We start from the raw sequence: 20299 nt of genomic DNA on the forward strand, positions 1-20299 counted from the left end.
TAGGGGGTCAGGGTCAGGGTGAAGTGGGGTGTGCCCCCGATGTGAACGGCTCCCTCGGATCCATAGATTCGAGGACAGAGAGCCAGTCCCGTCCGCACACCCCGCCCGCACACCCACGGAGGCGGCCATGTCGGCCCCCACGCACACCCGTACCCGCCCGTCCGCCCCCGCCTCCCGGTTCGGCGCGGACGCCCGGCTGCACTGGTGGGCGCTGGCCCTGCCCGCCCTCGCCTTCGGACTGCTCCTGCTGCTCCTCGCCGGATCGGGCCAGGCCCAGGCCGCCACCGGCGAGAGCCCGGCGCTGGTACAGGTCGCGCAGCAGCTCCTGCGCGCCGTCGCCTGACCCTTTCAACACCCTGCGCCGCGCCCCCCGTTTCATGCGAAGCTGGGAGTCATGAGCGCCGACACACCCCGCAGGATCGTCCTCCTCCGGCACGCCAAGGCCGACTGGCCCGATGTGTCCGACCACGAACGCCCGCTGGCGGACCGGGGCCGCAAGGACGCGCCGGCCGCCGGTCTGAAGCTCGCCGAAACCGGCATCGCCTTCGACCTGGCCCTCTGCTCCACCGCGGCCCGTACGCGCGAGACGTGGAAGCTCGCCGTCCAGGAGATGCCGCACCGGCCGAAGACCCACTACGAGGAACGGCTCTACGACGCCTCGCTCGGCGAGCTCATCGCCCTGCTGAACGAGACCTCCGACGAGGTGGCCGACCTTCTGGTCATCGGACACAACCCCGGCATGCACGCCCTCGCCGACGCCCTCTCCGGGAGGGCGAAGGACGACACCCTCGCACGGATGACCCGTACGGGATTCCCCACGGCGGCGCTCGCCGTCGTCTCCTTCACCGGTTCGTGGAAGTCCCTGGAACACGGGGTGGGCACGCTGCTCGACTACTGGACCCCGAAGGACCACTGAGTCCCCCGCACACGAACGCGAACGGGCCCCGGCCGCACACTGCGACCGGGGCCCGCTCATTCGTCCCTGCGCGTCACGCCAGGTCGGCGGCCTCGACCTCCTCGCGGGTGATCCCGAGCAGGTACAGCACCGCGTCCAGGAACGGCACGTTCACCGCCGTGTGCGCGGCCTCGCGGACCACCGGCTTCGCGTTGAAGGCCACGCCCAGCCCGGCCGCGTTCAGCATGTCCAGGTCGTTCGCGCCGTCGCCGATGGCCACGGTCTGGGCCAGCGGCACCCCGGCCTCGGCCGCGAACCGGCGCAGCAGCCGGGCCTTGCCCGCCCGGTCCACGATCTCGCCGGTGACCTTGCCGGTGAGCTTCCCGTCCACGATCTCCAAGGTGTTGGCCGAGGCGAAGTCCAGCCCCAGCCGCTCCCGCAGATCGTCCGTCACCTGGGTGAACCCGCCGGAGACCACGCCGACCTGGTAGCCGAGCCGCTTGAGCGTACGGATCAGGGTCCGCGCGCCCGGCGTCAGCTGTACCTCGGCGCGGACCTTGTCGACGACCGACGCGTCCAGACCGGCGAGCAGCGCCACCCGGGCGTGCAGGGACTGCTCGAAGTCCAGCTCGCCGCGCATGGCCCGCTCGGTCACCTCGGCGACCTCGGCCTCGCAGCCGGCGTGCGCGGCGAAGAGCTCGATCACCTCGTCCTGGATCAGCGTCGAGTCCACGTCCATGACGACCAGGCGCTGGGCCCGGCGGTGCAGTCCGGCCGAGACCACGGCCACGTCGACGCCGATCTGCGAGGCGGCGGTGGCCAGCGAGGTGCGCAGCGGCTCGGTCTCGGTGCCGGAGACGGCGAACTCCACCGCCGTCACCGGGTACTTGGCGAGGCGGAAGATGCGGTCGATGTTGCCGCCGGTCGCGGTGATCCGGGAGGCGATGGCGGCGGTGGACTCGGCGGTCAGCGGATGCCCGAGCACGGTGACGTGGGAACGGCCGCTGCCGCGCGGCCGGTTGTCACCGGTACCGGAGAGGATCTCGGCCTGCATCTTCAGCGACTCGGCCCAGCTGTGGACGGTGGCCCGCAGCTCGCCCTCGGCTCCGCCGGTGGGCTTGGTGACGAGGGCGCACAGGACGATGCGGCCACGGGTGACGACCTGCTCGATGTCGACGACGTCGACGGAGTAGGCGGCGAGGGTGTCGAACAGCCCGGCGGTGATCCCGGGACGGTCCTTGCCGAAGATCTTGACGAGGAGGGTGGGGACGTCGGAGGTCTGCGATGCGCTCATGGTGCCCTCACCGTATCTTCCCGCCCCCCACTCCAGGACCCCCGTCCCACCCTACGGGCGCCGGTTTCCCCAGGGGGCGTGACACACGCCCCCTGGGCTCCTGGGGCTGATGTGCCTCCGGCGGCGCCTCAAACGCCGGCGGGGCTGGATTCGGCTGCCGCCGTCCGCCGGGCGCGGACCGAATGGCCCGCAGGACAAGTCCAGCCACGCAGGCATCCAGCCGAGGGCAGATCCAGCCTCGCCGGCGTTTGAGGCGCGGGTCCGGGGCGGGCGGGCGATTTCAGCCCGTCCGGCGTTCGAGGACCGGGGTCCGGGGCGGAGCCCCGGGGAACGGTGGAAGGGCGGGTAGGGGACGGCTCCGCGCAGCGGCACCGCCCTGGCCGGGGTGCCGTCGGGGCCGGGCGCGCGCCGGGGCACCTCCTCGGGCGTCGAACATAGAGCGGCACCGACAAGCGCAGCGGGGTGCGTTCGACGCCCTGCGGGGGCGCCCCACCGCACACCCGACCCCGACGGCGCGGCGGTACGCGAAAGGGCCGGTACGCGGAGCACCGGCGTTCGGCGCCCCACCGCACGCCCGACCCCGCCGGTGCGGGGGTGCCGTACGGGCCGGTGCGCGGAGCACCCGGGTTCGACCCCTCCGGGACTACCCCACACGCCGGCGGCCCTCATCCGCCGGGCGGCGCCGGCGGCGGCGGTGGGGGAGGGGGCGGTGTGAAGGGCGGCCGCCGGGGAGGCCGGGGAGGTCGCGGCGGCCTCGGCGGGAGGGCGGTGACCGTGACGTCCCACGAGCCGTCCGGCCCGGAGTCCCCACCGGACCCGTGCCCCGACCCCGGAGCAGACGGAGGACCGGAGCGGGGGTGCCCGGCGGGGCCGTACGGCCCCGCGGTCGGCCAGGCGGGGGCTCCCGCGGCCGGCGCCCGCCGCCGGCGGGTCGGCAGGGCGCCCACCGCGCCCGCCGCGGCCCCCCACCCGGCCCCCAGCACCAGCGCGAACGCCACCGACCCCCGCAGCTCCGCACCCGCGCCCACCGCGTCCACGCCCAGTACCGCGAGCGACGCATCCGCCGAGAACCCCGTCAGCCCCACCAGCCCCGCCAGCGCCACCCCCGTCACGGCCCCCAGCCGGGCCGCGCACTCCCCGACCCCGCGCCCCGGACTCCGGGCGCCCGCCACCACCCCCGCACAGAGCATCAGCAGCGCCGCCCCCGCGACCAGCAGCCACACCCGACCGTCGTACTCCGCGAGCCGGGCCACCGTCACCGGCTCCCGCGCGCCCGCCCCCACCAGCAGCTCGTCCAGCGGATGCGGCAGCAGCCGGGCCGGCGCCCCCGTGGCCCGACCGTGCAGCGGTACGCCCAGCCCGAGGAGCACCGCCGACCAGGCCCCGTTCGGCGCACCGAGCAGCGCGGCCCCCAGCACCCGTCCGGGGTGATCGTCGCCCGCCGCGGCCCACACCGCCGCCGCCAGCCCGGCAGCCACCGCCACCAGCAGCACCGCCACCACCGCCGAGGCGGCCGGCCGCAGCCGAGCCGCCCCCGCTGGCCCGCGCCGCGAGACCAGCAGCGCCACGCCCAGCACGGCCGCCACCCACACCGCGGCGCCCACCAGGGTCGGCGCGAGCTCCACGGTGAAGCCCACACGGGCCCGGGTCCCGACCAAATCCCCCACGCGGTCCGGGAGCAGCCCGCCGATGTCCCCGAGCCCGGGGACCTCCAATGTCGGCGGAACCTTCACCGGCAGCCGGGGCCCGTCCAGCGTGACCACGTCGTGCCCGGCCCACGCGAGCCCGCCCGCCGTGGCGACGAACAACCCCGAGACCACCACGGCCCGGGCGGCGAGGTCACCGGCCCCGGCGCGCAGCGAGCGCAGGAACACCGCGGCCAGCACCAGCGCCCCCGCCAACGCCGGCCCCAGCGGCATGACGTCCAAGGCGCCTTCCGTGCCCGGCCCGTCGACCCCGAAGACCGACACGTCTCCCGAGGGGATCACCGTTCCGCCGACCGCCAGCACCACCACGGCCGCCGTCATCGCCGCCGCCGAACCACCGAGGGCGTCCGCCCCCGACAGGTGCAGCCCCACCCGCGCCACCACCGCCATCACGATCAGCGACCAGCCCACGGCGGCGACGGCGGACAGCAGCACGTCCCCCCAACGAACGCGACGCACAGCAGGCATACGCGGTTCCCCCGATCCGGGCCGAGCGGGCGAGAAGTCCCCTTCCTCACTCTCCGGGCGAGTTGCGCCCCCGTCAACGGACGGACGTAGACGCCGTATCGTGGCCCCGATTCCACATGTGGCCCCGGGCCTGAAATAGTTCCCCCGGATGTTCGCCATCCCTAGACTCCCTGACGTCAGGGGGATTCTCGGGGGACTTAAGTGGGGCTGGAGTGCCGGAACTCGTACTGGAATTGAATGGAAGGACCTGGACGCTCGATCCGTCCAGGTCGTACTCGCTGGGGCGCGACCCCCAGGGAGACGTGGTGATCGACGACGCCCGGGTGTCGTGGCGGCACGCCACCATCGCCTGGAACGGCCGGGGTTGGGGCATCGAGGACCACGGCAGCACCAATGGCACCTACGTGCACGGTGCGAGGGTCCAGCAGACCGAGCTCGTGCCCGGCACGCCGGTCCACCTGGGCAACGCCACCGACGGCCCGCGGCTGAATCTGAGCGCTGCCGCGGCGCCGCAGCAGGCCGTGCCCCAGCAACACGCGCAGCAGCACCAGCAGGCCTACGCGCAGCAGGCGGCCCCGGCCTACCAGGCCCAGCAGCAGGCCGCGCAGCGGGCTTGGGAACAGCAGCAGCAGGCCCAGCAGCAGTACGCCCAGCCGCAGCAGCAGGCGCAGCAGGGCCACTTCCCGCACCAGCAGGGAGCCGCCGCCGCGCCCGGCCCGGCGCAGGGCGGCGCGCCCGGTTACAGCGACCGCAGCCCGACGACGTTCCACCAGCTGTCGCTGGGCCACGTCATGCGGATCGGCCGTGCGCTGGAGAACGAGCTGGTCGTCTCCGACCTCCAGGTCTCCCGCCACCACGCCGAGTTCCGCTCGAACGGCGGCCGTTTCGAGATCCACGACCTGGGCAGCCACAACGGCACCTACGTCAACGGTCAGCCGCTGGCCAAGTCGAGCAGCGCGCAGATCGGCCCGAACGACATCGTCGGCGTCGGCCACTCGACGTTCCGCATCGTCGGCGACCGCCTCGAGGAGTTCGTCGACACCGGTGCGGTCTCCTTCTCGGCCCGCCACCTCACCGTCACCGTCGACGGCGGCAAGCAGATCCTCAAGGACGTCACGTTCGGCGTCCCGGAGAAGTCGCTGATCGGCGTCATCGGCCCTTCCGGCTCCGGTAAGTCGACCCTGCTCAAGGCGCTGACCGGCTACCGGCCCGCCGACCAGGGTGACGTCCTCTACGACAACCGCAACCTGTACAAGCAGTTCGCGGAGCTCCGCCAGCGCATCGGCCTGGTCCCGCAGGACGACATCCTGCACAAGGAGCTGAAGGTCAGCACGGCCCTCAAGTACGCGGCCAAGCTGCGCTTCCCCGGCGACACCGCCGCCTCCGAACGCGAAGCCCGCATCGACGAGGTGCTGCGCGAGCTCAAGCTCGACATCCACAAGGACAAGAAGATCACCGCGCTCTCCGGTGGTCAGCGCAAGCGCGTGTCCGTGGCCCTGGAGCTGCTCACCAAGCCTTCGCTGATCTTCCTGGACGAGCCGACCTCCGGTCTCGACCCGGGCATGGACCGCGACGTCATGCAGCTGCTGCGCGGCCTCGCCGACGACGGCCGCACGGTCCTCGTCGTCACGCACTCCGTGGCCGAGCTCTCCATCTGCGACAAGCTGCTGGTGATGGCCCCGGGTGGTTCGGTCGCCTACTTCGGCCCGCCGGACGACGCGCTGAACTTCTTCGGCTACAGCACGTGGGCTGACGTCTTCTCGGCGTTCGAGAACTACCGCGACTACGACTGGGCCGGCCGCTGGAAGGGCTCGCAGCACTACCAGCTCTACGCCGCCGACCTCGACGCGGTCGCCCCGCAGTCGGTCGCCATGCCGCCGGTCCAGCAGATGCGCCCGAGCACCCCGCAGGGCTGGGGCTCGCAGCTGTTCACGCTGATGCGCCGCTACGTCTCCGTGATCGCCTCGGACATGGGCTTCCTCGCCCTGATGGTGCTCCTGCCCGCGGTCCTGGGCGTGGTCTCCACGGTGATCCCCGCGAAGTTCGGCCTCGCGCCCCCGGTCGCGCCGTCCCGCTTCAACGGCGACGCCGGCACGATCATGCTGATCCTCGCGGTCGGCATGTGCTTCTCGGGCGCAGCCAACTCGGTCCGTGAGCTGATCAAGGAACGCGTCATCTACGAGCGTGAACGCGCGACCGGTCTCTACCGGTCCGCGTACCTCATGTCGAAGGTGATCGTCCTCGGCGTCATCACGGCCTTCCAGGGCGTGATCATCTGTGCGATCGGCTTCTTCCCGCGCGACCTGCCCACCGAGGGCCTGATCATGCCGCCGGCCGTCGAGATCTGCCTGTCGGTCATCGCGCTCGGCTTCACCTCGATGATGTTCGGCCTGGTGATCTCCTCGCTGGTGAAGACCGCCGAGAAGACCATGCCGCTGCTGGTCATGTTCGCGATCGTCCAGGTCGTGTTCACCGGCATCCTCTTCCAGGTGTACGACTCCCCGGGCCTGGAGCAGTTCGCCTGGCTGATGCCGTCCCGCTGGGCCATCGCCGCCGCCGGCACGACGCTGAACCTCGGCAAGCTCATGCCGCCGTGGGACCAGCAGAACCCGACCAACACCGACCCGCTGTGGGACCACACGATCGGCCAGTGGAGCCTGAACATCACCATCCTGGTGCTCCTCGGCGTCGCCTGCGGCTTCGCGGTCCAGCGTCTGCTGCGCCGCCACGAGCCCGAGGTCATGCGCGCCGGCAAGTAACCCGGCACGGCCGGCACCACGCACGAAACGCCTCAGGGGCGGCATCCGGAATCCGGGTGCCGCCCCTGAGGCGCATGGGGGCTGCCGTGTCAGCGAGGCCTAGTAGGCGCTGTTGACGTTGTCCATCGAGCCGTAGCGGTCGGCCGCGTAGTTGCAGGCGGCGACGATGTTGGCGACCGGGTCGTACAGGTCGAACTTGGTGCCCTTGACGTGGTACGCGTTGAAGGTCGGCTGGATGACCTGCAGCAGGCCCTTCGAGGGGATGCCGTTCTTGGCGTTGATGTCCCAGTTGTTGATGGCCATCGGGTTGCCGCTGGACTCGCGCATGATGTTGCGGTGGATGCCGGCGTAGGTGCCCGGAATGCCCTCGCGCTTCATGATGAAGAGCGCTTCCTTGATCCAGCCGTCCAGGTTGTTCGCGAAGACGGGGGTGCGGGCGGCGGAGCGGCTCGCGGCGGCCTTCTGCTCGCGGTCCTTCTTCGCCGCGGCCTCGGCCGCCGCCTTGGCCTTCGCGTCGGCGTCGGCCTTGGCCTTCGCCGCGGCCTTCGCGTTGGCGTCGGCGATGACCTGCTGTGCGGAGAGGTGGCCGTGCATTGCCTTCGTCTGCGCACCGTCGACGACCTTGGTCCAGGCGACGGGGGCGGCGGCGACCTCGACCTGGGTGTTCTCGGCGGCGTCGGCCGGGACCAGGGAGAAGGCGAGCGCGGCGACGCTGAACGTGGCGACACCGGCGATGGACAGCTTGTGTGCCTTCGTCAGACGACTGTGACCGGGGGTGCGGGAAGCAGACATGGCGGGGCAACCTCTTCGAATAGCGGGGGCCGCAGGAAGGCGCCTTGCGGATCCGGGATCCGCGGCGCCTGGCGACGGGAGCAATTCTTAGCGGCGGCAAAATCCTGTGGCAAAGGTGTGACGTACGATCCCGCTTAGTGGATCAGGGGCGGGCGCTGAGGGTCGATTTCCGGCCCTGACTCCGGCCCTGTCCGCCCTGATGGGACCCGCACTCTTCCACTAGGGAGCTTCGTAAGTGATGTGGGTCCTATGCCGGGGCTCACACCGCCCTTACGCCGTTCTCACCATGCGTTGCTTCAGCAATGCTTTCCGTGACGGTTGTCATCCTTGAGTAGCAGATGGACGTCGCCGAACTCGTGCCAGAGGCAGAGCTGGGCCAGGGCGTGCGCATACCCGAGCCGTACGGCGGCACGCCCCGCGACCGCCTCCAGCATCAAGAGGTGGCTGGCCTCGGGCTCGTGCAGCCCGGTCAGCAGGCCGTCCACCACCCGCACCCCGCGCTCCGGCGTCACCACCAGGTCGGTCCACCCGCCCGCCGCGCGGACCACTCCCCGTGCGTCCGCCGCCGACTCCAGGGCCCGGACCGCGGTGGTCCCCACCGCGATCACCCGCCCGCCCCCCGCCCGCGCGGCGCGCACCAGCGCCGCCGTCGTGGCCGGCACCGCGTACCGCTCCGGGTAGGGCGGCTCGTGCGCCTCCTGCGAGGCCACCCCCGTGTGGAGCGTCAGCGGCGCGAACCGCACCCCCCGGCTCACCAGCCGCGCCACCAGCTCCGCCGTGAAGGGCCGGCCCGCACTCGGCATCTCCGCCGAGCCGGACCCGTCTGCGGCCGGGACCGCGAAGACCGTCTGGTACGCCGACAGCGGCTGGTCCCGCTCCGTGTAGGCGTAGCGGATCGGCCTCCCGTACGTCCGCAGCAGCGGCGGGACCTCCGCGGACGGCCGCGCCCACCACAGCCGGTCCGCCCCGGCGGCGAGCGGCTCCTCCAGTACGAGCCGCTGCCCGCCCGGCAGCTCCACGAGGCCCCCCGCGGGCCCGCCCGCCCGCCTGCGGGTCGTACCCCCGCCGGCCGGCTCCCGCAGCTCCACCGCCCAGCGCCCGTCGTCCCCGCGGGTCGAGAAGTGCACGACCACTTCCTCGCGGCCCAGCCGCCCGTCGACGGCCGCCGCCAGTGTGGTCGACGTGTTCACCACCAGGACGTCCCCGGCCCGCAGCAGCCCCGGCAGCTCCCGGAAGGCGTGCAGCGACACCTCCGCACTGCCCTGCGAGACCAGCAGCCGCACGGAATCCCGCCCGAGCCCCGGCCCCCGCTGCTCGACGGGCACCCGGGCCGACAGCTCCGGCGGAATGTCTGTTATGTGCAATCCCTCCCCTATATGTAGTCCCGCCCCGCTCCCCGCCTTCACCGCACCCCCTCCGCCCCGCCCGCAGAGGCGTCCACGCCGCCCGCCACCCGGCCCGCCGCGAGGCGCTCGGCGAGGCCCTCGGCCGTGTACCGCCCGCTCGGCAGCCACCCGTCCAGCAGCCCCAGCAGCACCGGCGCCACCTCCTCCGGCGCGGGCAGGCCCGCCAGGTCCTCCCCGGGCTCCGCCGCCGCCATCATCCGCGTCCGCATGGAACCCGGATCCGCCCACCACACCCGCAGTCCCGGCTCCTCCACCGCCAGTACGGCCGACATCAGGTCCCCCGCCGCCTTCGTCGCCCCGTACGCCCCCCACGTCGCGTACGGAACGACCGCGGCGTCCGAGCTGATGTTCAGCACGGCCCCGGCCGCCGAGGCCCGCAGCAGCGGCAACCCCTCCTGGAGCAGCCCCAGCGGCCCCACCACGTTCACCTCGAACGCCTCCCGCAGCCCGTCCAGCGCGTGCTCCGCCAGCGGCACCAGCGGCTCCGCCCCCAGCACCCCCGCGTTGTTCACCAGCAGGTCCAGCCCGCCCAGCTCCCGCGCCGCCGCGACCAGCGCCGCCCGGTGCGCCCCCGAGGACACGTCCCCGGGCACCGCCGCCACCCGGCCGCCCCCCTTCTCCAGCTCCGCCGCGGCCGCCTCCAGCGCCCCCGCGCCCCGCGCACTCAGCACCAGGTCCCAACCGCGCGCCGCCAGCTCCCCGGCCAGCGCCCGGCCCAGCCCACGCGAAGCCCCCGTCACCATCGCCACCGACATGACCGCACCCACACCCTTCACACCGACCATCGGATGCCCCCAACCTAGGAAGCCCGCACCCCCCGCCGCGTCGGCCGCGAGCCCCACCCGTACCGGTCCCTTGGACCTACGCCCGAGGCCCGATCCCGCAGGTCACGGTCGTGGGTACGGTGAGCCCATGCACAAAGGTCCCCAGCGCACCGGCTTGTCCGCCGTCAGCACCGCGCTGCTCGCGATGAGCCGCCGCCTGGAGGTCCGCGACGTCCTGCGCACGATCGTCGTGTCCGCCCGCGAGCTCCTGGACGCCGAGTACGCGGCCCTGGGCGTCCCGGACGACCACGGCGGCTTCGCCCAGTTCGTGGTCGACGGCATCAGCCCGGAGCAGTGGCGGGCCATCGGCCCCCTGCCCCGCCAGCACGGCATCCTCGCCTCGATGCTCCACAAGGACGCCCCCGAGCGACTGGCCGACGTCCGCCTGGACCCCCGCTTCGGAGGCTGGCCGTCCGCCCACCCCGAGATGTCCGACTTCCTCGGCCTGCCCGTCCGCGACGGCGAGGAGATCCTCGGCGCCCTCTTCCTCGCCAACAAGAAGGGGCCGGACGGCTTCACCGACGAGGACGAGGAACTCCTCGCCCTCCTCGCCCAGCACGCGGCCATCGCCCTGACCAACGCCCGGCTCTACGAGCGCAGCCGCGAGTTCACCATCGCCGAGGAGCGCTCCCGCCTCGCCCACGAGCTGCACGACGCCGTCAGCCAGAAGCTCTTCTCGCTCCGCCTCACCGCCCAGGCCGCCGCCGCGCTCGTGGACCGCGACCCGGCCCGCGCCAAGGACGAGCTCCAGCAGGTGTCCGCGCTCGCCGCCGAGGCCGCCGACGAACTGCGCGCCGCCGTGACCGAGCTCCGCCCGGCCGCCCTCGACGAGGACGGCCTCGTCGCCACCCTCCGCACCCACGTCCACGTACTCGACCGGGCGCACACCGCGCACGTCACCTTCACCTGCGACGGCGTACGGGCCCTGCCCGCGACCCAGGAGGAAGCACTCCTGCGCGTCGCCCAGGAAGCCCTCCACAACGCCCTGCGCCACTCCGGCGCCGACCGCGTCGACGTCACCCTGACCCGTACCGCCGACGGCGGCGCGGTGCTCAAGGTCCTCGACTCCGGCAAGGGCTTCGACCCGCAGAACGTCCGCCGCGCGGGCCGCCACCTCGGCCTGGTCTCCATGCGGGACCGGGCGAGCGGCGTCGGCGGCCGGCTCACCGTGCACTCGGAGCCCGGCAGGGGCACCACGATCGAGATGGAGGTCCCCGGTGGCTGACGACACCGGCCGCATCCGCATCCTGCTGGTCGACGACCACCAGGTGGTCCGCCGCGGCCTGCGCACCTTCCTGGAGGTACAGGAGGACATCGAGGTGGTCGGCGAGGCCTCCGACGGCGAGGAGGGCATCGCCCGCGCCGAGGAACTCCGCCCCCATGTGATCCTCATGGACGTGAAGATGCCGGGCACCGACGGCATCGAGGCCCTGCGCCGGCTGCGCGCACTCGCCAACCCCGCCCGCGTACTGATCGTCACCAGCTTCACGGAACAGCGGACGGCGATCCCCGCGCTGCGCGCCGGAGCCGCCGGATACGTCTACAAGGACATCGCCCCCGACGCCCTGGCCGACGCGATCCGCTCGGTCCACGCGGGCCACGTGGTCCTCCAACAGGAGGTGGCGGAGGCGCTCCTCTCCCAGGAGGAGCAGAACCCATCCGGTACGGGGCGCCCCGGTTCCCTCACCGACCGCGAACGCGAGGTCCTGGGCCTGATCGCGGACGGCCGCTCCAACCGGGAGATCGCCCGCGCGCTGGTCCTGTCCGAGAAGACGGTGAAGACGCACGTCTCGAACATCCTGATGAAACTGGACCTCGCGGACCGGACCCAGGCGGCGCTCTGGGCCGTCAGGCACGGTCTGGCCGAGTAAATCGGACCAACCGAGATTCATACGGTCGGGTGCATGTAGCCCGGATGGCGCATCCCGATCACGGGCCGGCCGTTCTCCATGACGTGCCGCGACGGCTGGTCGCGGCAGACGTACTGGAGGACGAGAACGTGAAGAACTTCAAGAAGGCCGCTGCAGTCACCATGATCGCGGGCGGCCTCATCGCCGCCGGCGCCGGTGTCTCCTCGGCGCACGGCAGTGCGTCGGCGGAGGGCGAGGCCCTGAACTCGCCCGGCGTGGCCTCCGGGAACCTGCTCCAGGTCCCGGTCCACGTCCCGGTCAACGTCGTGGGCAACTCGGTCACCGCGATCGGCCTGCTGAACGGCGCCTGGGGCAACACGGGCGTCAATTCCTGATGTCCTCCCCGCACTGCTCCGCAGGCTCGGGACCGCTGCGCCGGGCCCATTCCTGACGCACGGCTCGACCGCTCCCCGGGCTTCGCCCCGCTGCGCCGGACTCCGTCCGCCGATGGTGGGTGATAGCCGAACGGCAGCTCGGCGGCGGCGTACCTCGCGGAGCTGAGCACCCTGACCGGCCCCGCTTCCCCTCTCTCCCCGGGAAGCGGGGCCGCAGCCGTTCCCCCGGGCGAATCCAGACCCGCTTCGCATCCAGGCGCCGAGGGGCGGAGTCAGCCCCGCCGGCGTGTGAGGCGCGGGGGCCCGGGGGCAGAGCCCCCGCAGCGGCGCCGCACTCGAAAGCCCGTCGTTCAGCCGCCCGAGGTTCTCAGCGCGGCCGGGCAACACCCAGCCCCGCCGGCGATCGAGGCGCGGGGCCCGGGGGGCGGAGCACCGGGAGCCGGGGGCGCGGCCCCCCGAACCCAGCCCAGCCCGCGCTAGCGACCCCGCTCGCGTTCCTCCACGGCCGAGTTGTACGCCGCCACGAGCGCCCGCCGGGCCACCCGCTCCACCGGCCGCAACGCCTCCGCCCGCGCCGCCATCTCCGACGAGGACACCGCGGCCCCGTGCCCGCTCTCGTACGCCAGCGACACCATCAGGTCCACCCGCTGCGCCAGCGACAGCACCCGCACGGCCCGCGCCGGATACCCGGGAGCCAGGGCCCCGTCCGACGGCCCCGCCTCCGCCCGCGCCCGGTACGCCGACAGCGCGGCCTCCGCGACCGGCCCCGACCCCGCCACGTCCAGCCGCGTCAGCACCACCGTCGCCTCGCGCAGCGCCTCCGCCAGCTCCCGCTCCGCCTCGCCCAGCGAGGGCACGTCCGCCGGCGGCGCCTCCCGTACCGGCAGGCAGTGCCACACCACGGAGACGTGTACGTCACCCGCCGGGCCCGCCTCGGTCACCTCCGGCACCAGGCCCAGCGCGGCGCCCACGCACACCACGGCCTCCTCGGCCTCCAGCGCCCGCGCATTGAACTCCGGCGGCCCGCTCAACCCCAGCGGATGCCCCGGCGCCGGCAGCGCGACCCGCAGCCCGCCCGCCCCCAGCGCCCGCAGCCGGCCGAGCGCCAGCGTGAGCCCCACGGGCTCCGCCTCACCCGGCAGACCCGCCACGCGGTGCACGGCGTCCTCGCCCACGATCGACAACACGGCCTCGTCGGGCGAGACCAGACCGGCCAGCAGTGCGTTCCCCCAGGCGGCCAGCCGCCCTGAACGTGGTTCGAAAAGCATCCCCCCACTCTACGGATCCGCTCCGACGGGGCCCCCGCGCCGGGCCCCGGCCCCGGACCCCTCCCCGAGTGGCGTAGGTTTTCCCCTGGGGCCGCGCCTACAGGCGCGCACAGAACCGTGACTGCAAGGGGTGACAACACGCTCATGAGCGATGTTCTGGAGCTGGTGGACGTATCCGTGGTCCGCGAGGGCCGGGCGCTGGTGGACCAGGTCTCCTGGTCGGTCAAGGAGGGCGAGCGCTGGGTGATCCTCGGCCCGAACGGCGCCGGCAAGACCACGCTGCTGAACCTCGCCTCCAGCTACCTCTTCCCCACCAAGGGCACCGCCACGATCCTCGGCAGCACCCTCGGCAAGCCCGGCAGCGACGTCTTCGAACTGCGCCCCCGCATCGGCGTCGCCGGCATCGCGATGGCCGACAAGCTCCCCAAGCGGCAGACCGTCCTGCAGACCGTCCTGACCGCCGCCTACGGCATGACGGCGACCTGGACGGAGGAGTACGAGGAGGTCGACGAGCTGCGCGCCCGTGCCTTCCTCGACCGCCTCGGCATGACCGACTACCTCGACCGGAAGTTCGGCACCCTCTCCGAGGGCGAGCGCAAGCGCACCCTGATCGCCCGCGCCCTGATGACCGACCCCGAGCTCCTCCTCCTCGACGAGCCCGCCGCCGGGCTGGACCTCGGTGGCCGCGAGGACCTCGTACGCCGTCTGGGCCGCCTCGCCAGCGACCCGCTCGCGCCCTCCATGGTCATGGTCACCCACCACGTCGAGGAGATCGCCCCCGGCTTCACCCACGTCCTGATGATCCGTCAGGGCAAGGTCGTCACCGCGGGTCCCATCGACCTCGAACTGACCTCCCGCAACCTCTCGCTCTGCTTCGGCCTCCCGCTGATCGTCGAGCGCAACGGGAACGACCGCTGGACCGCCCAGGGCCTGCCCCTGCGCTAGCGCGCACCGGCGCCGACGCGAACGCCCCCTGTCCGGACCGCGCTTACCGCGCCTACCATGACCATGTGGACATCGACGCGTGGGTGTGGTGGCTCATCGGCGCGGTCGGACTGGGCATCCCCCTCGTCCTGACCGCGATGCCGGAGTTCGGGATGTTCGCCGTCGGCGCGGTCGCGGCCGCCGTCACGGCGGCCCTCGGCGGGGGAGTGGTGGCCCAGGTCCTCGTCTTCGTGATCGTGTCGGTCGCGCTGATCGCCGTCGTACGGCCGCTCGCCAACCGGCACCGCGACCAGCGGCCCCAACACCGCAGCGGGATCGACGCGTTGAAGGGCCGCAGCGCCGTCGTCCTCGAACGTGTCGACGGCCGGGGCGGCCGGATCAAGCTCGCCGGCGAGGTCTGGTCCGCGCGCACCCTCGACGCGGACACCAGCTTCGAACCGGGCCAGTCGGTCGACGTCGTGGAGATCGACGGGGCGACCGCCGTCGTCATGTGACAAGCAGCCTGCTCGCGGGCCCCGGGTCTGCGAGACTCCGTTCAACGGGGCAGCACAGACAGCCGGAAGGGCACGGGGAGAACCGCATGCAACCGATCATCATCGTCCTGATCATTCTGGTGGTTCTGGTCTTCATCGCACTGGTCAAGACGATCCAGGTGATCCCGCAGGCCAGCGCCGCCATCGTCGAGCGGTTCGGCCGCTATACCCGCACCCTCAACGCGGGGCTCAACATAGTCGTGCCGTTCATCGACTCGATCCGCAACCGGATCGACCTCCGCGAGCAGGTCGTCCCCTTCCCGCCGCAGCCGGTGATCACCCAGGACAACCTGGTCGTCAACATCGACACCGTCATCTACTACCAGGTGACCGACGCGCGGGCCGCCACGTACGAAGTGGCCAGCTACATCCAGGCGATCGAGCAGCTCACCGTCACCACCCTGCGCAACATCATCGGTGGCATGGACCTGGAGCGGACCCTCACCTCCCGCGAGGAGATCAACGCGGCCCTGCGAGGGGTCCTCGACGAGGCCACCGGCAAGTGGGGCATCCGCGTCAACCGCGTCGAGCTGAAGGCGATCGAGCCGCCGACCTCCATCCAGGACTCGATGGAGAAGCAGATGCGCGCCGACCGCGACAAGCGCGCCGCGATCCTCCAGGCCGAAGGTGTCCGGCAGTCGGAGATCCTGCGCGCCGAGGGTGAGAAGCAGTCCTCCATCCTGCGTGCCGAGGGTGAGGCCAAGGCCGCGGCGCTGAAGGCCGAGGGCGAGGCGCAGGCCATCCGTACGGTCTTCGAGTCCATCCACGCCGGTGACGCCGACCAGAAGCTCCTCGCCTACCAGTACCTCCAGATGCTCCCGAAGATCGCCGAGGGCGACGCCAACAAGCTCTGGATCGTGCCCAGCGAGATCGGCGACGCCCTCAAGGGCCTCTCCGGCGCCATGGGCAACTTCGGCCCCATGGGCGGCGGTACGGGCTTCAACCCGCAGGGCTCCGGCAAGGACGGCGCCGCCACGGAGGGCGGCGGCATCGGCGCCCAGCGCCGCGAGCAGCCCCCCATCGACTAGCGGGACCGAGCGGAGTTCCCGGGGGCGGGGATCGCCTGCCCCCGGACACCCCCGGCCGGGTTCGCTCAGGCATGATCAGTGAGGCCCCTCGACCTTCATGGCGGGGAGGCGACTCACTCATGCAAAGGGGACGACCCCGCCCATGTCCATCTGGGAAGCACTCGCGGTCTTCGCCGCCGGCATCGGTGCCGGCACGATCAACACCATCGTCGGTTCCGGCACCCTGATCACCTTCCCGGTGCTGCTGGCCACCGGCCTGCCACCGGTCACCGCCAACGTGTCCAACACCCTCGGCCTGGTGCCCGGTTCCATCAGCGGGGCCATCGGCTACCGCAAGGAACTCCAGGGACAGCGCTCCCGCATCCTGCGGCTCGGCGCCGTGTCCCTCGTCGGCGGTCTCGCCGGAGCGGTCCTGCTCCTGACCCTGCCGTCCGACTCCTTCGACACGATCGTGCCCGTCCTCATCGGACTGGCCCTCGTGCTCGTCGTCTTCCAACCCCGCCTCGCCGCCTACCTGCGACGCCGGCAGGAGACCACCGGAGGCGATCCGGGCCACCCCGACGGCGGCCCCGCGCTCCTCGGCGGAATGCTGCTCGCCAGTGCGTACGGAGGCTACTTCGGGGCCGCCCAAGGCGTCCTCTACCTCGGCCTGATGGGCCTGCTGCTCCACGAGGACATGCAGCGGATCAACGCCGTAAAGAACGTCATCGCCGCGCTGGTCAACGGAATCGCGGCCGTCGTCTTCCTCTTCGTCGCGGAGTTCGACTGGACGGCCGTCCTGCTCATCGCCGTCGGCTCCACCATCGGCGGCCAGATCGGCGCCAAGGTCGGCCGCCGCCTCTCGCCGACCGTCCTGCGCGCGGTCATCGTGACCGTCGGCATCCTCGCGATCGTCCAACTGCTGATCCGCTGAGTGACGTAGATCCTCTACGTCACTCAGCGGACCGGGGCATCAGGCGGAACGCTCGAGCCACTCCGGCAGCACGTCCCGCCCGTTGACCCCCAGGGCCAGCAGCATGGCGTCCGCCGGAGACGGTACGAAGGGCTTCCGGAGGAGCGGCATCCCCGCCTCCTCCGGAGTCCGCGCCGCTTTGCGGTGGTTGTCCTCGGCGCACGAGGCCACCGTGTTCAGCCAGGTGTCCCCGCCCCCCTGGGCCCGCGGAAGCACGTGGTCCACGGTCGTCGCGCGCTTCCCGCAGTACGCGCACCGGTGTTGGTCCCGGACCAACACCCCCCTCCGTGACCAGGGAGCATGTCTTCGGAAGGGCACCCGTACGTACCTGCAGAGCCTGATCACCCGGGGCATCGGAAGGTCCATGGTGGCACCGCGCACACGCAGATCGGGGTGCGACTGTTCGACGACGGCCTTGTCCTGGAGCACCAGAACAACGGCTCGGTTCAACGTCACCGTCGACAGCGGCTCGAAGCTCGCATTCAGCACCAGCGTGTCCCGCATCTCGCCCACCTCCCGTGTGCAGGCCCGCGACCACCCTGGCGGCAGGGCCCGCAACCACTCTGGCCGCGCGCGCCACGCGGGACAACGCAATAAAAATGCCCGGTCCTGGCCTTCTTTAGACCAGGACCGGGCAAACACCGGGAGAACGATCAACGCTTGGGCGACTCGTACTCCGCGATCAGTTGCGCACGCCCGATGGCGTGGAAGCGGAGGTGGAACCCGACCACCGCCGGCGAGGAGTCCTCGTCCGGACCCAGCTCCTCCTGGTCCACCGCGTACACCGTGAACACGTACCGGTGCCGCTCCCCGCGCGGCGGAGCCGCCCCGCCGAAGTCGCGCGTGCCGTAGTCGTTGCGCACGTGCACCGCACCCTCCGGCAGCCCCGCGAAGTCCCCGCTGCCCGCACCCGCGGGCAGGGAGGTCACCGAGGCCGGGATGTCGAAGAGCACCCAGTGCCAGAACCCGCTGCCCGTCGGCGCGTCCGGGTCGAAGCACGTCACCGCGAAGCTCTTCGTCCCCTCGGGGAAGCCCTCCCAGCGCAGCTCCGGCGAGAGGTTCTTGCCCGTGAGGACCTGCGCCGCGTGCAGATCGGCTCCGTGGGAGACGTCCTCACTGGTGACGCTGAACGACGCCACCTCGGGGTGGAAATCGTGCGGAAGGGGCGCCCTGTTCGGCTGGGCCACAGCTGTACCTCCTGAGGGGAAAACGCGTGCGGGCGTACGCGTCCGAGCCTAGAACCAGTTGCGCTGCGAACCGACCGAGGCGATCCACTGGTTCAGGTATGCCGCCCAGTCGGTCCCCTGGTACGACTGCAGCCCCACCTGGAAGCAGCGGTAGGTGTCACTGCCCTCGCTGAACAGACCCGGCTTCTTGTCCATCTCCAGCACGACGTCCATCTCGTGCGCGTCCGAGACGAAGGTCAGCTCGACCTGGTTCAGCCCCCGGTACTGCGACGGCGGCAGGAACTCGATCTCCTGGTAGAAGGGCAGCGTCTGCCGCGTCCCGCGGATGTGCCCGCGCTCCATGTCCGCGCTGCGGAAGGAGAAGCCCAGCTGCCGGAACGCGTCGAGGATCGCCTGCTGCGCCGGCACCGGGTGCACGTTGATCGGGTCGAGGTCGCCGGCGTCCACCGCACGCGCGATCTCCAGCTCGGTGCTCACCCCGATGTTCATCCCGTGCAGGTGCTGACCCCCGAAGTGGGTGATCGGCGTCTCCCAGGGGATCTCCAGCCCGAAGGGCACCACGTGCACGGCACCGGGCTGCACCTGGAAGGCACCACCGAGACGCTGCTTGGTGAAGACGATGTCCTGCTTGTACTCCTGGTCGCCGCCCTCCACCTCCACGCGCGCCTGGAGTCCGACCGACAGTCCCTCGATCTGCTGCTCCACGGACCCGCCCTGGATCCGCACCTCGCCCTGGACGATCCCGCCCGGCACGACGTTCGGCTCGGTGATGATCGTGTCCACCGAAGCACCGCCGGCACCCAGGCTCGCGAACAGCTTCCTGAACCCCATGATCGAACTCCCCTTGAAGGCACTGTGTGTATAGGTGTGGCGACTACGCCGCGACTACCTCTTACAAACGCGGAACCTTAGGCCCCGGTTGCAGGAGCGCGCGTGCCACTACGCTCGACCGGATGAGCGCGCGACCCGACCGTACGCCCCTGGCCCGGTCCTTCTTCGACCGCCCGGTCCTCTCGGTGGCCCCCGACCTCCTGGGCCGCACCCTCGTACGGCGCACCCCGGACGGCCCCATCGAACTGCGCATCACGGAGGTGGAGGCGTACGAGGGGGAGTCCGACCCCGGATCCCACGCCTACCGGGGCCGCACCGCGCGCAACGCATCGATGTTCGGACCGCCCGGACACGCGTACGTCTACTTCATCTACGGCATGTGGTTCAGCCTCAACCTCGTGTGCGGCCCACAGGACCACGCGAGCGGGGTACTGATCCGGGCGGGCGAGATCACGCAGGGCGCCGAGCTCGCCGCCAAACGTCGAGTTTCAGCCAGATACCCGAGGGAACTGGCCAAAGGCCCGGCCCGCCTGGCCACGGCCCTGGACGTGGACCGCTCCCTCGACGGCACGGACCTCTGCGCGGGCCCCGAGTCCCCGCTGTCCCTCCTCGCCGGCACCCCCACCTCACCCGACCTGGTGAGCAGCGGCCCGCGCACGGGGGTGGGCGGAGCCGGCGCGGCTCACCCGTACCGGTTCTGGATCACCCACGACCCGACGGTGAGCCCGTACCGACCCCACGCGCCACGCCGCCGCTCAACTTGACTCGCCCCTTGCGGACGCCTAACGTAGCCCGAGCCGCTTGAATGGGGCACTGCCATCAGCAGACCCCCGGAGCGGCCAAACCACTACCTACGACTTACCCCTGGCGGGGTCCTATTCGGCATGCCCGAATTCCCGGCCGGCAGCTCGATTATGAGGTGCAAGGGAAAAGCGCTAACGTAGCGGAGCGCCGAAAGGCACAGACCCCCAACGGTCACCGAATTCAAATCCAAGCCGGAAACGGCGCGGAAATGATCTGGTAGAGTTGGAAACGCAAGACAGCAGAACAGAAGCCCGGAGGAAAGCCCGAGAGGGTGAGTACAAAGGAAGCGTCCGTTCCTTGAGAACTCAACAGCGTGCCAAAAATCAACGCCAGAAGTTGATACCCCGTCCACTTCGGTGGAT

Annotated in this window: 21 protein-coding genes; 11 read left to right on the top strand and 10 right to left on the bottom strand. The window is 71.9% G+C overall.

Translation table 11 applies throughout. The features are described 5' to 3' along the window. Window positions 1-127: 127 nt before the first annotated feature. Both ACFYZL_RS12930 and ACFYZL_RS12935 read left to right on the top strand, forming a co-directional pair. Complete coding sequence (locus ACFYZL_RS12930; protein ID WP_384758598.1) at window positions 128-343, top strand: hypothetical protein; 216 nt, start codon at window positions 128-130, stop codon at window positions 341-343. Window positions 344-394: 51 nt separating this feature from the next. Then, complete coding sequence (locus ACFYZL_RS12935) at window positions 395-916, top strand: SixA phosphatase family protein (RefSeq protein WP_384596226.1); 522 nt, start codon at window positions 395-397, stop codon at window positions 914-916. A gap of 73 nt (window positions 917-989) precedes the next feature. Here ACFYZL_RS12935 and serB read toward each other — a convergent pair whose 3' ends face one another. Both serB and ACFYZL_RS12945 read right to left on the bottom strand, forming a co-directional pair. Then, window positions 990-2189, bottom strand: a complete 1200-nt coding sequence (gene serB / locus ACFYZL_RS12940) for a phosphoserine phosphatase SerB (RefSeq protein ID WP_384758594.1) — start codon at window positions 2187-2189, stop codon at window positions 990-992. Between the two features lie 665 nt (window positions 2190-2854). Further along, window positions 2855-4363 (bottom strand): streptophobe family protein, encoded by a 1509-nt coding sequence (locus tag ACFYZL_RS12945; RefSeq protein ID WP_388678576.1) that lies wholly within the window; start codon window positions 4361-4363, stop codon window positions 2855-2857. A 233-nt stretch (window positions 4364-4596) separates the two neighbouring features. Between ACFYZL_RS12945 and ACFYZL_RS12950 the strand changes: the two genes are divergently transcribed. After that, window positions 4597-7122: an FHA domain-containing protein gene (locus ACFYZL_RS12950; protein ID WP_384754251.1), complete on the top strand. Its 2526-nt coding sequence runs from the start codon at window positions 4597-4599 to the stop codon at window positions 7120-7122. Window positions 7123-7221: 99 nt separating this feature from the next. Here ACFYZL_RS12950 and ACFYZL_RS12955 read toward each other — a convergent pair whose 3' ends face one another. The 3 genes from ACFYZL_RS12955 to ACFYZL_RS12965 form a co-directional block, all read right to left on the bottom strand. Then, window positions 7222-7914 carry a transglycosylase SLT domain-containing protein gene (locus ACFYZL_RS12955; protein WP_388678579.1) on the bottom strand — a complete coding sequence of 231 codons (693 nt, stop codon included), beginning with the start codon at window positions 7912-7914 and terminating at the stop codon, window positions 7222-7224. A gap of 296 nt (window positions 7915-8210) precedes the next feature. Further along, the gene (locus ACFYZL_RS12960; protein WP_388678582.1) at window positions 8211-9278 is read right to left on the bottom strand and encodes an S-adenosylmethionine:tRNA ribosyltransferase-isomerase; all 1068 of its coding nucleotides are present in this window, start codon (window positions 9276-9278) and stop codon (window positions 8211-8213) included. A 38-nt stretch (window positions 9279-9316) separates the two neighbouring features. Then, entirely contained in the window at window positions 9317-10075 is a 759-nt protein-coding gene (locus ACFYZL_RS12965; RefSeq protein ID WP_384754248.1) for an SDR family NAD(P)-dependent oxidoreductase, read from the bottom strand. 157 nt (window positions 10076-10232) lie between these two features. Between ACFYZL_RS12965 and ACFYZL_RS12970 the strand changes: the two genes are divergently transcribed. The 3 genes from ACFYZL_RS12970 (at window position 10233) to ACFYZL_RS12980 (ending at window position 12389) form a co-directional block, all read left to right on the top strand. Continuing rightward, entirely contained in the window at window positions 10233-11369 is a 1137-nt protein-coding gene (locus ACFYZL_RS12970; protein ID WP_384754234.1) for a GAF domain-containing sensor histidine kinase, read from the top strand. Further along, window positions 11362-12015: a response regulator gene (locus ACFYZL_RS12975; RefSeq protein WP_384754232.1), complete on the top strand. Its 654-nt coding sequence runs from the start codon at window positions 11362-11364 to the stop codon at window positions 12013-12015. The genes ACFYZL_RS12970 and ACFYZL_RS12975 overlap by 8 nt, the downstream gene beginning before the upstream one ends. 128 nt (window positions 12016-12143) lie before the next feature. Next, the gene (locus tag ACFYZL_RS12980; RefSeq protein ID WP_384754245.1) at window positions 12144-12389 is read left to right on the top strand and encodes a chaplin; all 246 of its coding nucleotides are present in this window, start codon (window positions 12144-12146) and stop codon (window positions 12387-12389) included. 476 nt (window positions 12390-12865) lie between these two features. Here the strand turns inward: ACFYZL_RS12980 and ACFYZL_RS12985 are convergent, their stop codons facing one another. Further along, a complete protein-coding gene (locus ACFYZL_RS12985; RefSeq protein WP_384754229.1) occupies window positions 12866-13657 on the bottom strand; it encodes a hypothetical protein in 792 nt (263 codons plus the stop codon). A gap of 144 nt (window positions 13658-13801) precedes the next feature. Between ACFYZL_RS12985 and ACFYZL_RS12990 the strand changes: the two genes are divergently transcribed. From ACFYZL_RS12990 to ACFYZL_RS13005, 4 genes are all read left to right on the top strand, one after another. Then, entirely contained in the window at window positions 13802-14602 is an 801-nt protein-coding gene (locus ACFYZL_RS12990; protein WP_384754227.1) for an ABC transporter ATP-binding protein, read from the top strand. Between the two features lie 65 nt (window positions 14603-14667). After that, window positions 14668-15096 carry an NfeD family protein gene (locus tag ACFYZL_RS12995; RefSeq protein WP_384595851.1) on the top strand — a complete coding sequence of 143 codons (429 nt, stop codon included), beginning with the start codon at window positions 14668-14670 and terminating at the stop codon, window positions 15094-15096. An 86-nt stretch (window positions 15097-15182) separates the two neighbouring features. Further along, entirely contained in the window at window positions 15183-16163 is a 981-nt protein-coding gene (locus tag ACFYZL_RS13000; RefSeq protein ID WP_384754224.1) for an SPFH domain-containing protein, read from the top strand. Between the two features lie 142 nt (window positions 16164-16305). Continuing rightward, complete coding sequence (locus tag ACFYZL_RS13005) at window positions 16306-17076, top strand: sulfite exporter TauE/SafE family protein (protein ID WP_384595857.1); 771 nt, start codon at window positions 16306-16308, stop codon at window positions 17074-17076. A 39-nt stretch (window positions 17077-17115) separates the two neighbouring features. On the opposite strand, the gene ACFYZL_RS13010 is transcribed toward ACFYZL_RS13005, so the two are convergent. The 3 genes from ACFYZL_RS13010 to ACFYZL_RS13020 all read right to left on the bottom strand — a co-directional run bounded on the left by ACFYZL_RS13010 (window position 17116) and on the right by ACFYZL_RS13020 (window position 19133). Beyond that, window positions 17116-17619 (bottom strand): HNH endonuclease, encoded by a 504-nt coding sequence (locus ACFYZL_RS13010; protein WP_376661611.1) that lies wholly within the window; start codon window positions 17617-17619, stop codon window positions 17116-17118. Between the two features lie 149 nt (window positions 17620-17768). Beyond that, window positions 17769-18302: a YbhB/YbcL family Raf kinase inhibitor-like protein gene (locus tag ACFYZL_RS13015; protein WP_384754220.1), complete on the bottom strand. Its 534-nt coding sequence runs from the start codon at window positions 18300-18302 to the stop codon at window positions 17769-17771. A 48-nt stretch (window positions 18303-18350) separates the two neighbouring features. Continuing rightward, the gene (locus ACFYZL_RS13020) at window positions 18351-19133 is read right to left on the bottom strand and encodes a sporulation protein (RefSeq protein ID WP_384754217.1); all 783 of its coding nucleotides are present in this window, start codon (window positions 19131-19133) and stop codon (window positions 18351-18353) included. A gap of 122 nt (window positions 19134-19255) precedes the next feature. On the opposite strand from ACFYZL_RS13020, the gene ACFYZL_RS13025 reads away from it, so the two are divergent. Then, window positions 19256-19897, top strand: a complete 642-nt coding sequence (locus ACFYZL_RS13025) for a DNA-3-methyladenine glycosylase (RefSeq protein ID WP_384754214.1) — start codon at window positions 19256-19258, stop codon at window positions 19895-19897. A gap of 220 nt (window positions 19898-20117) precedes the next feature. Here ACFYZL_RS13025 and ACFYZL_RS13030 read toward each other — a convergent pair. Beyond that, a partial coding sequence (locus ACFYZL_RS13030; RefSeq protein ID WP_388678591.1) for a hypothetical protein occupies window positions 20118-20299 on the bottom strand: 182 nt, incomplete at its 5' end.

It is taken from the genome of Streptomyces sp. NPDC001717 (genome assembly GCF_042892775.1).
Classification (GTDB): Bacteria; Actinomycetota; Actinomycetes; order Streptomycetales; family Streptomycetaceae; genus Streptomyces.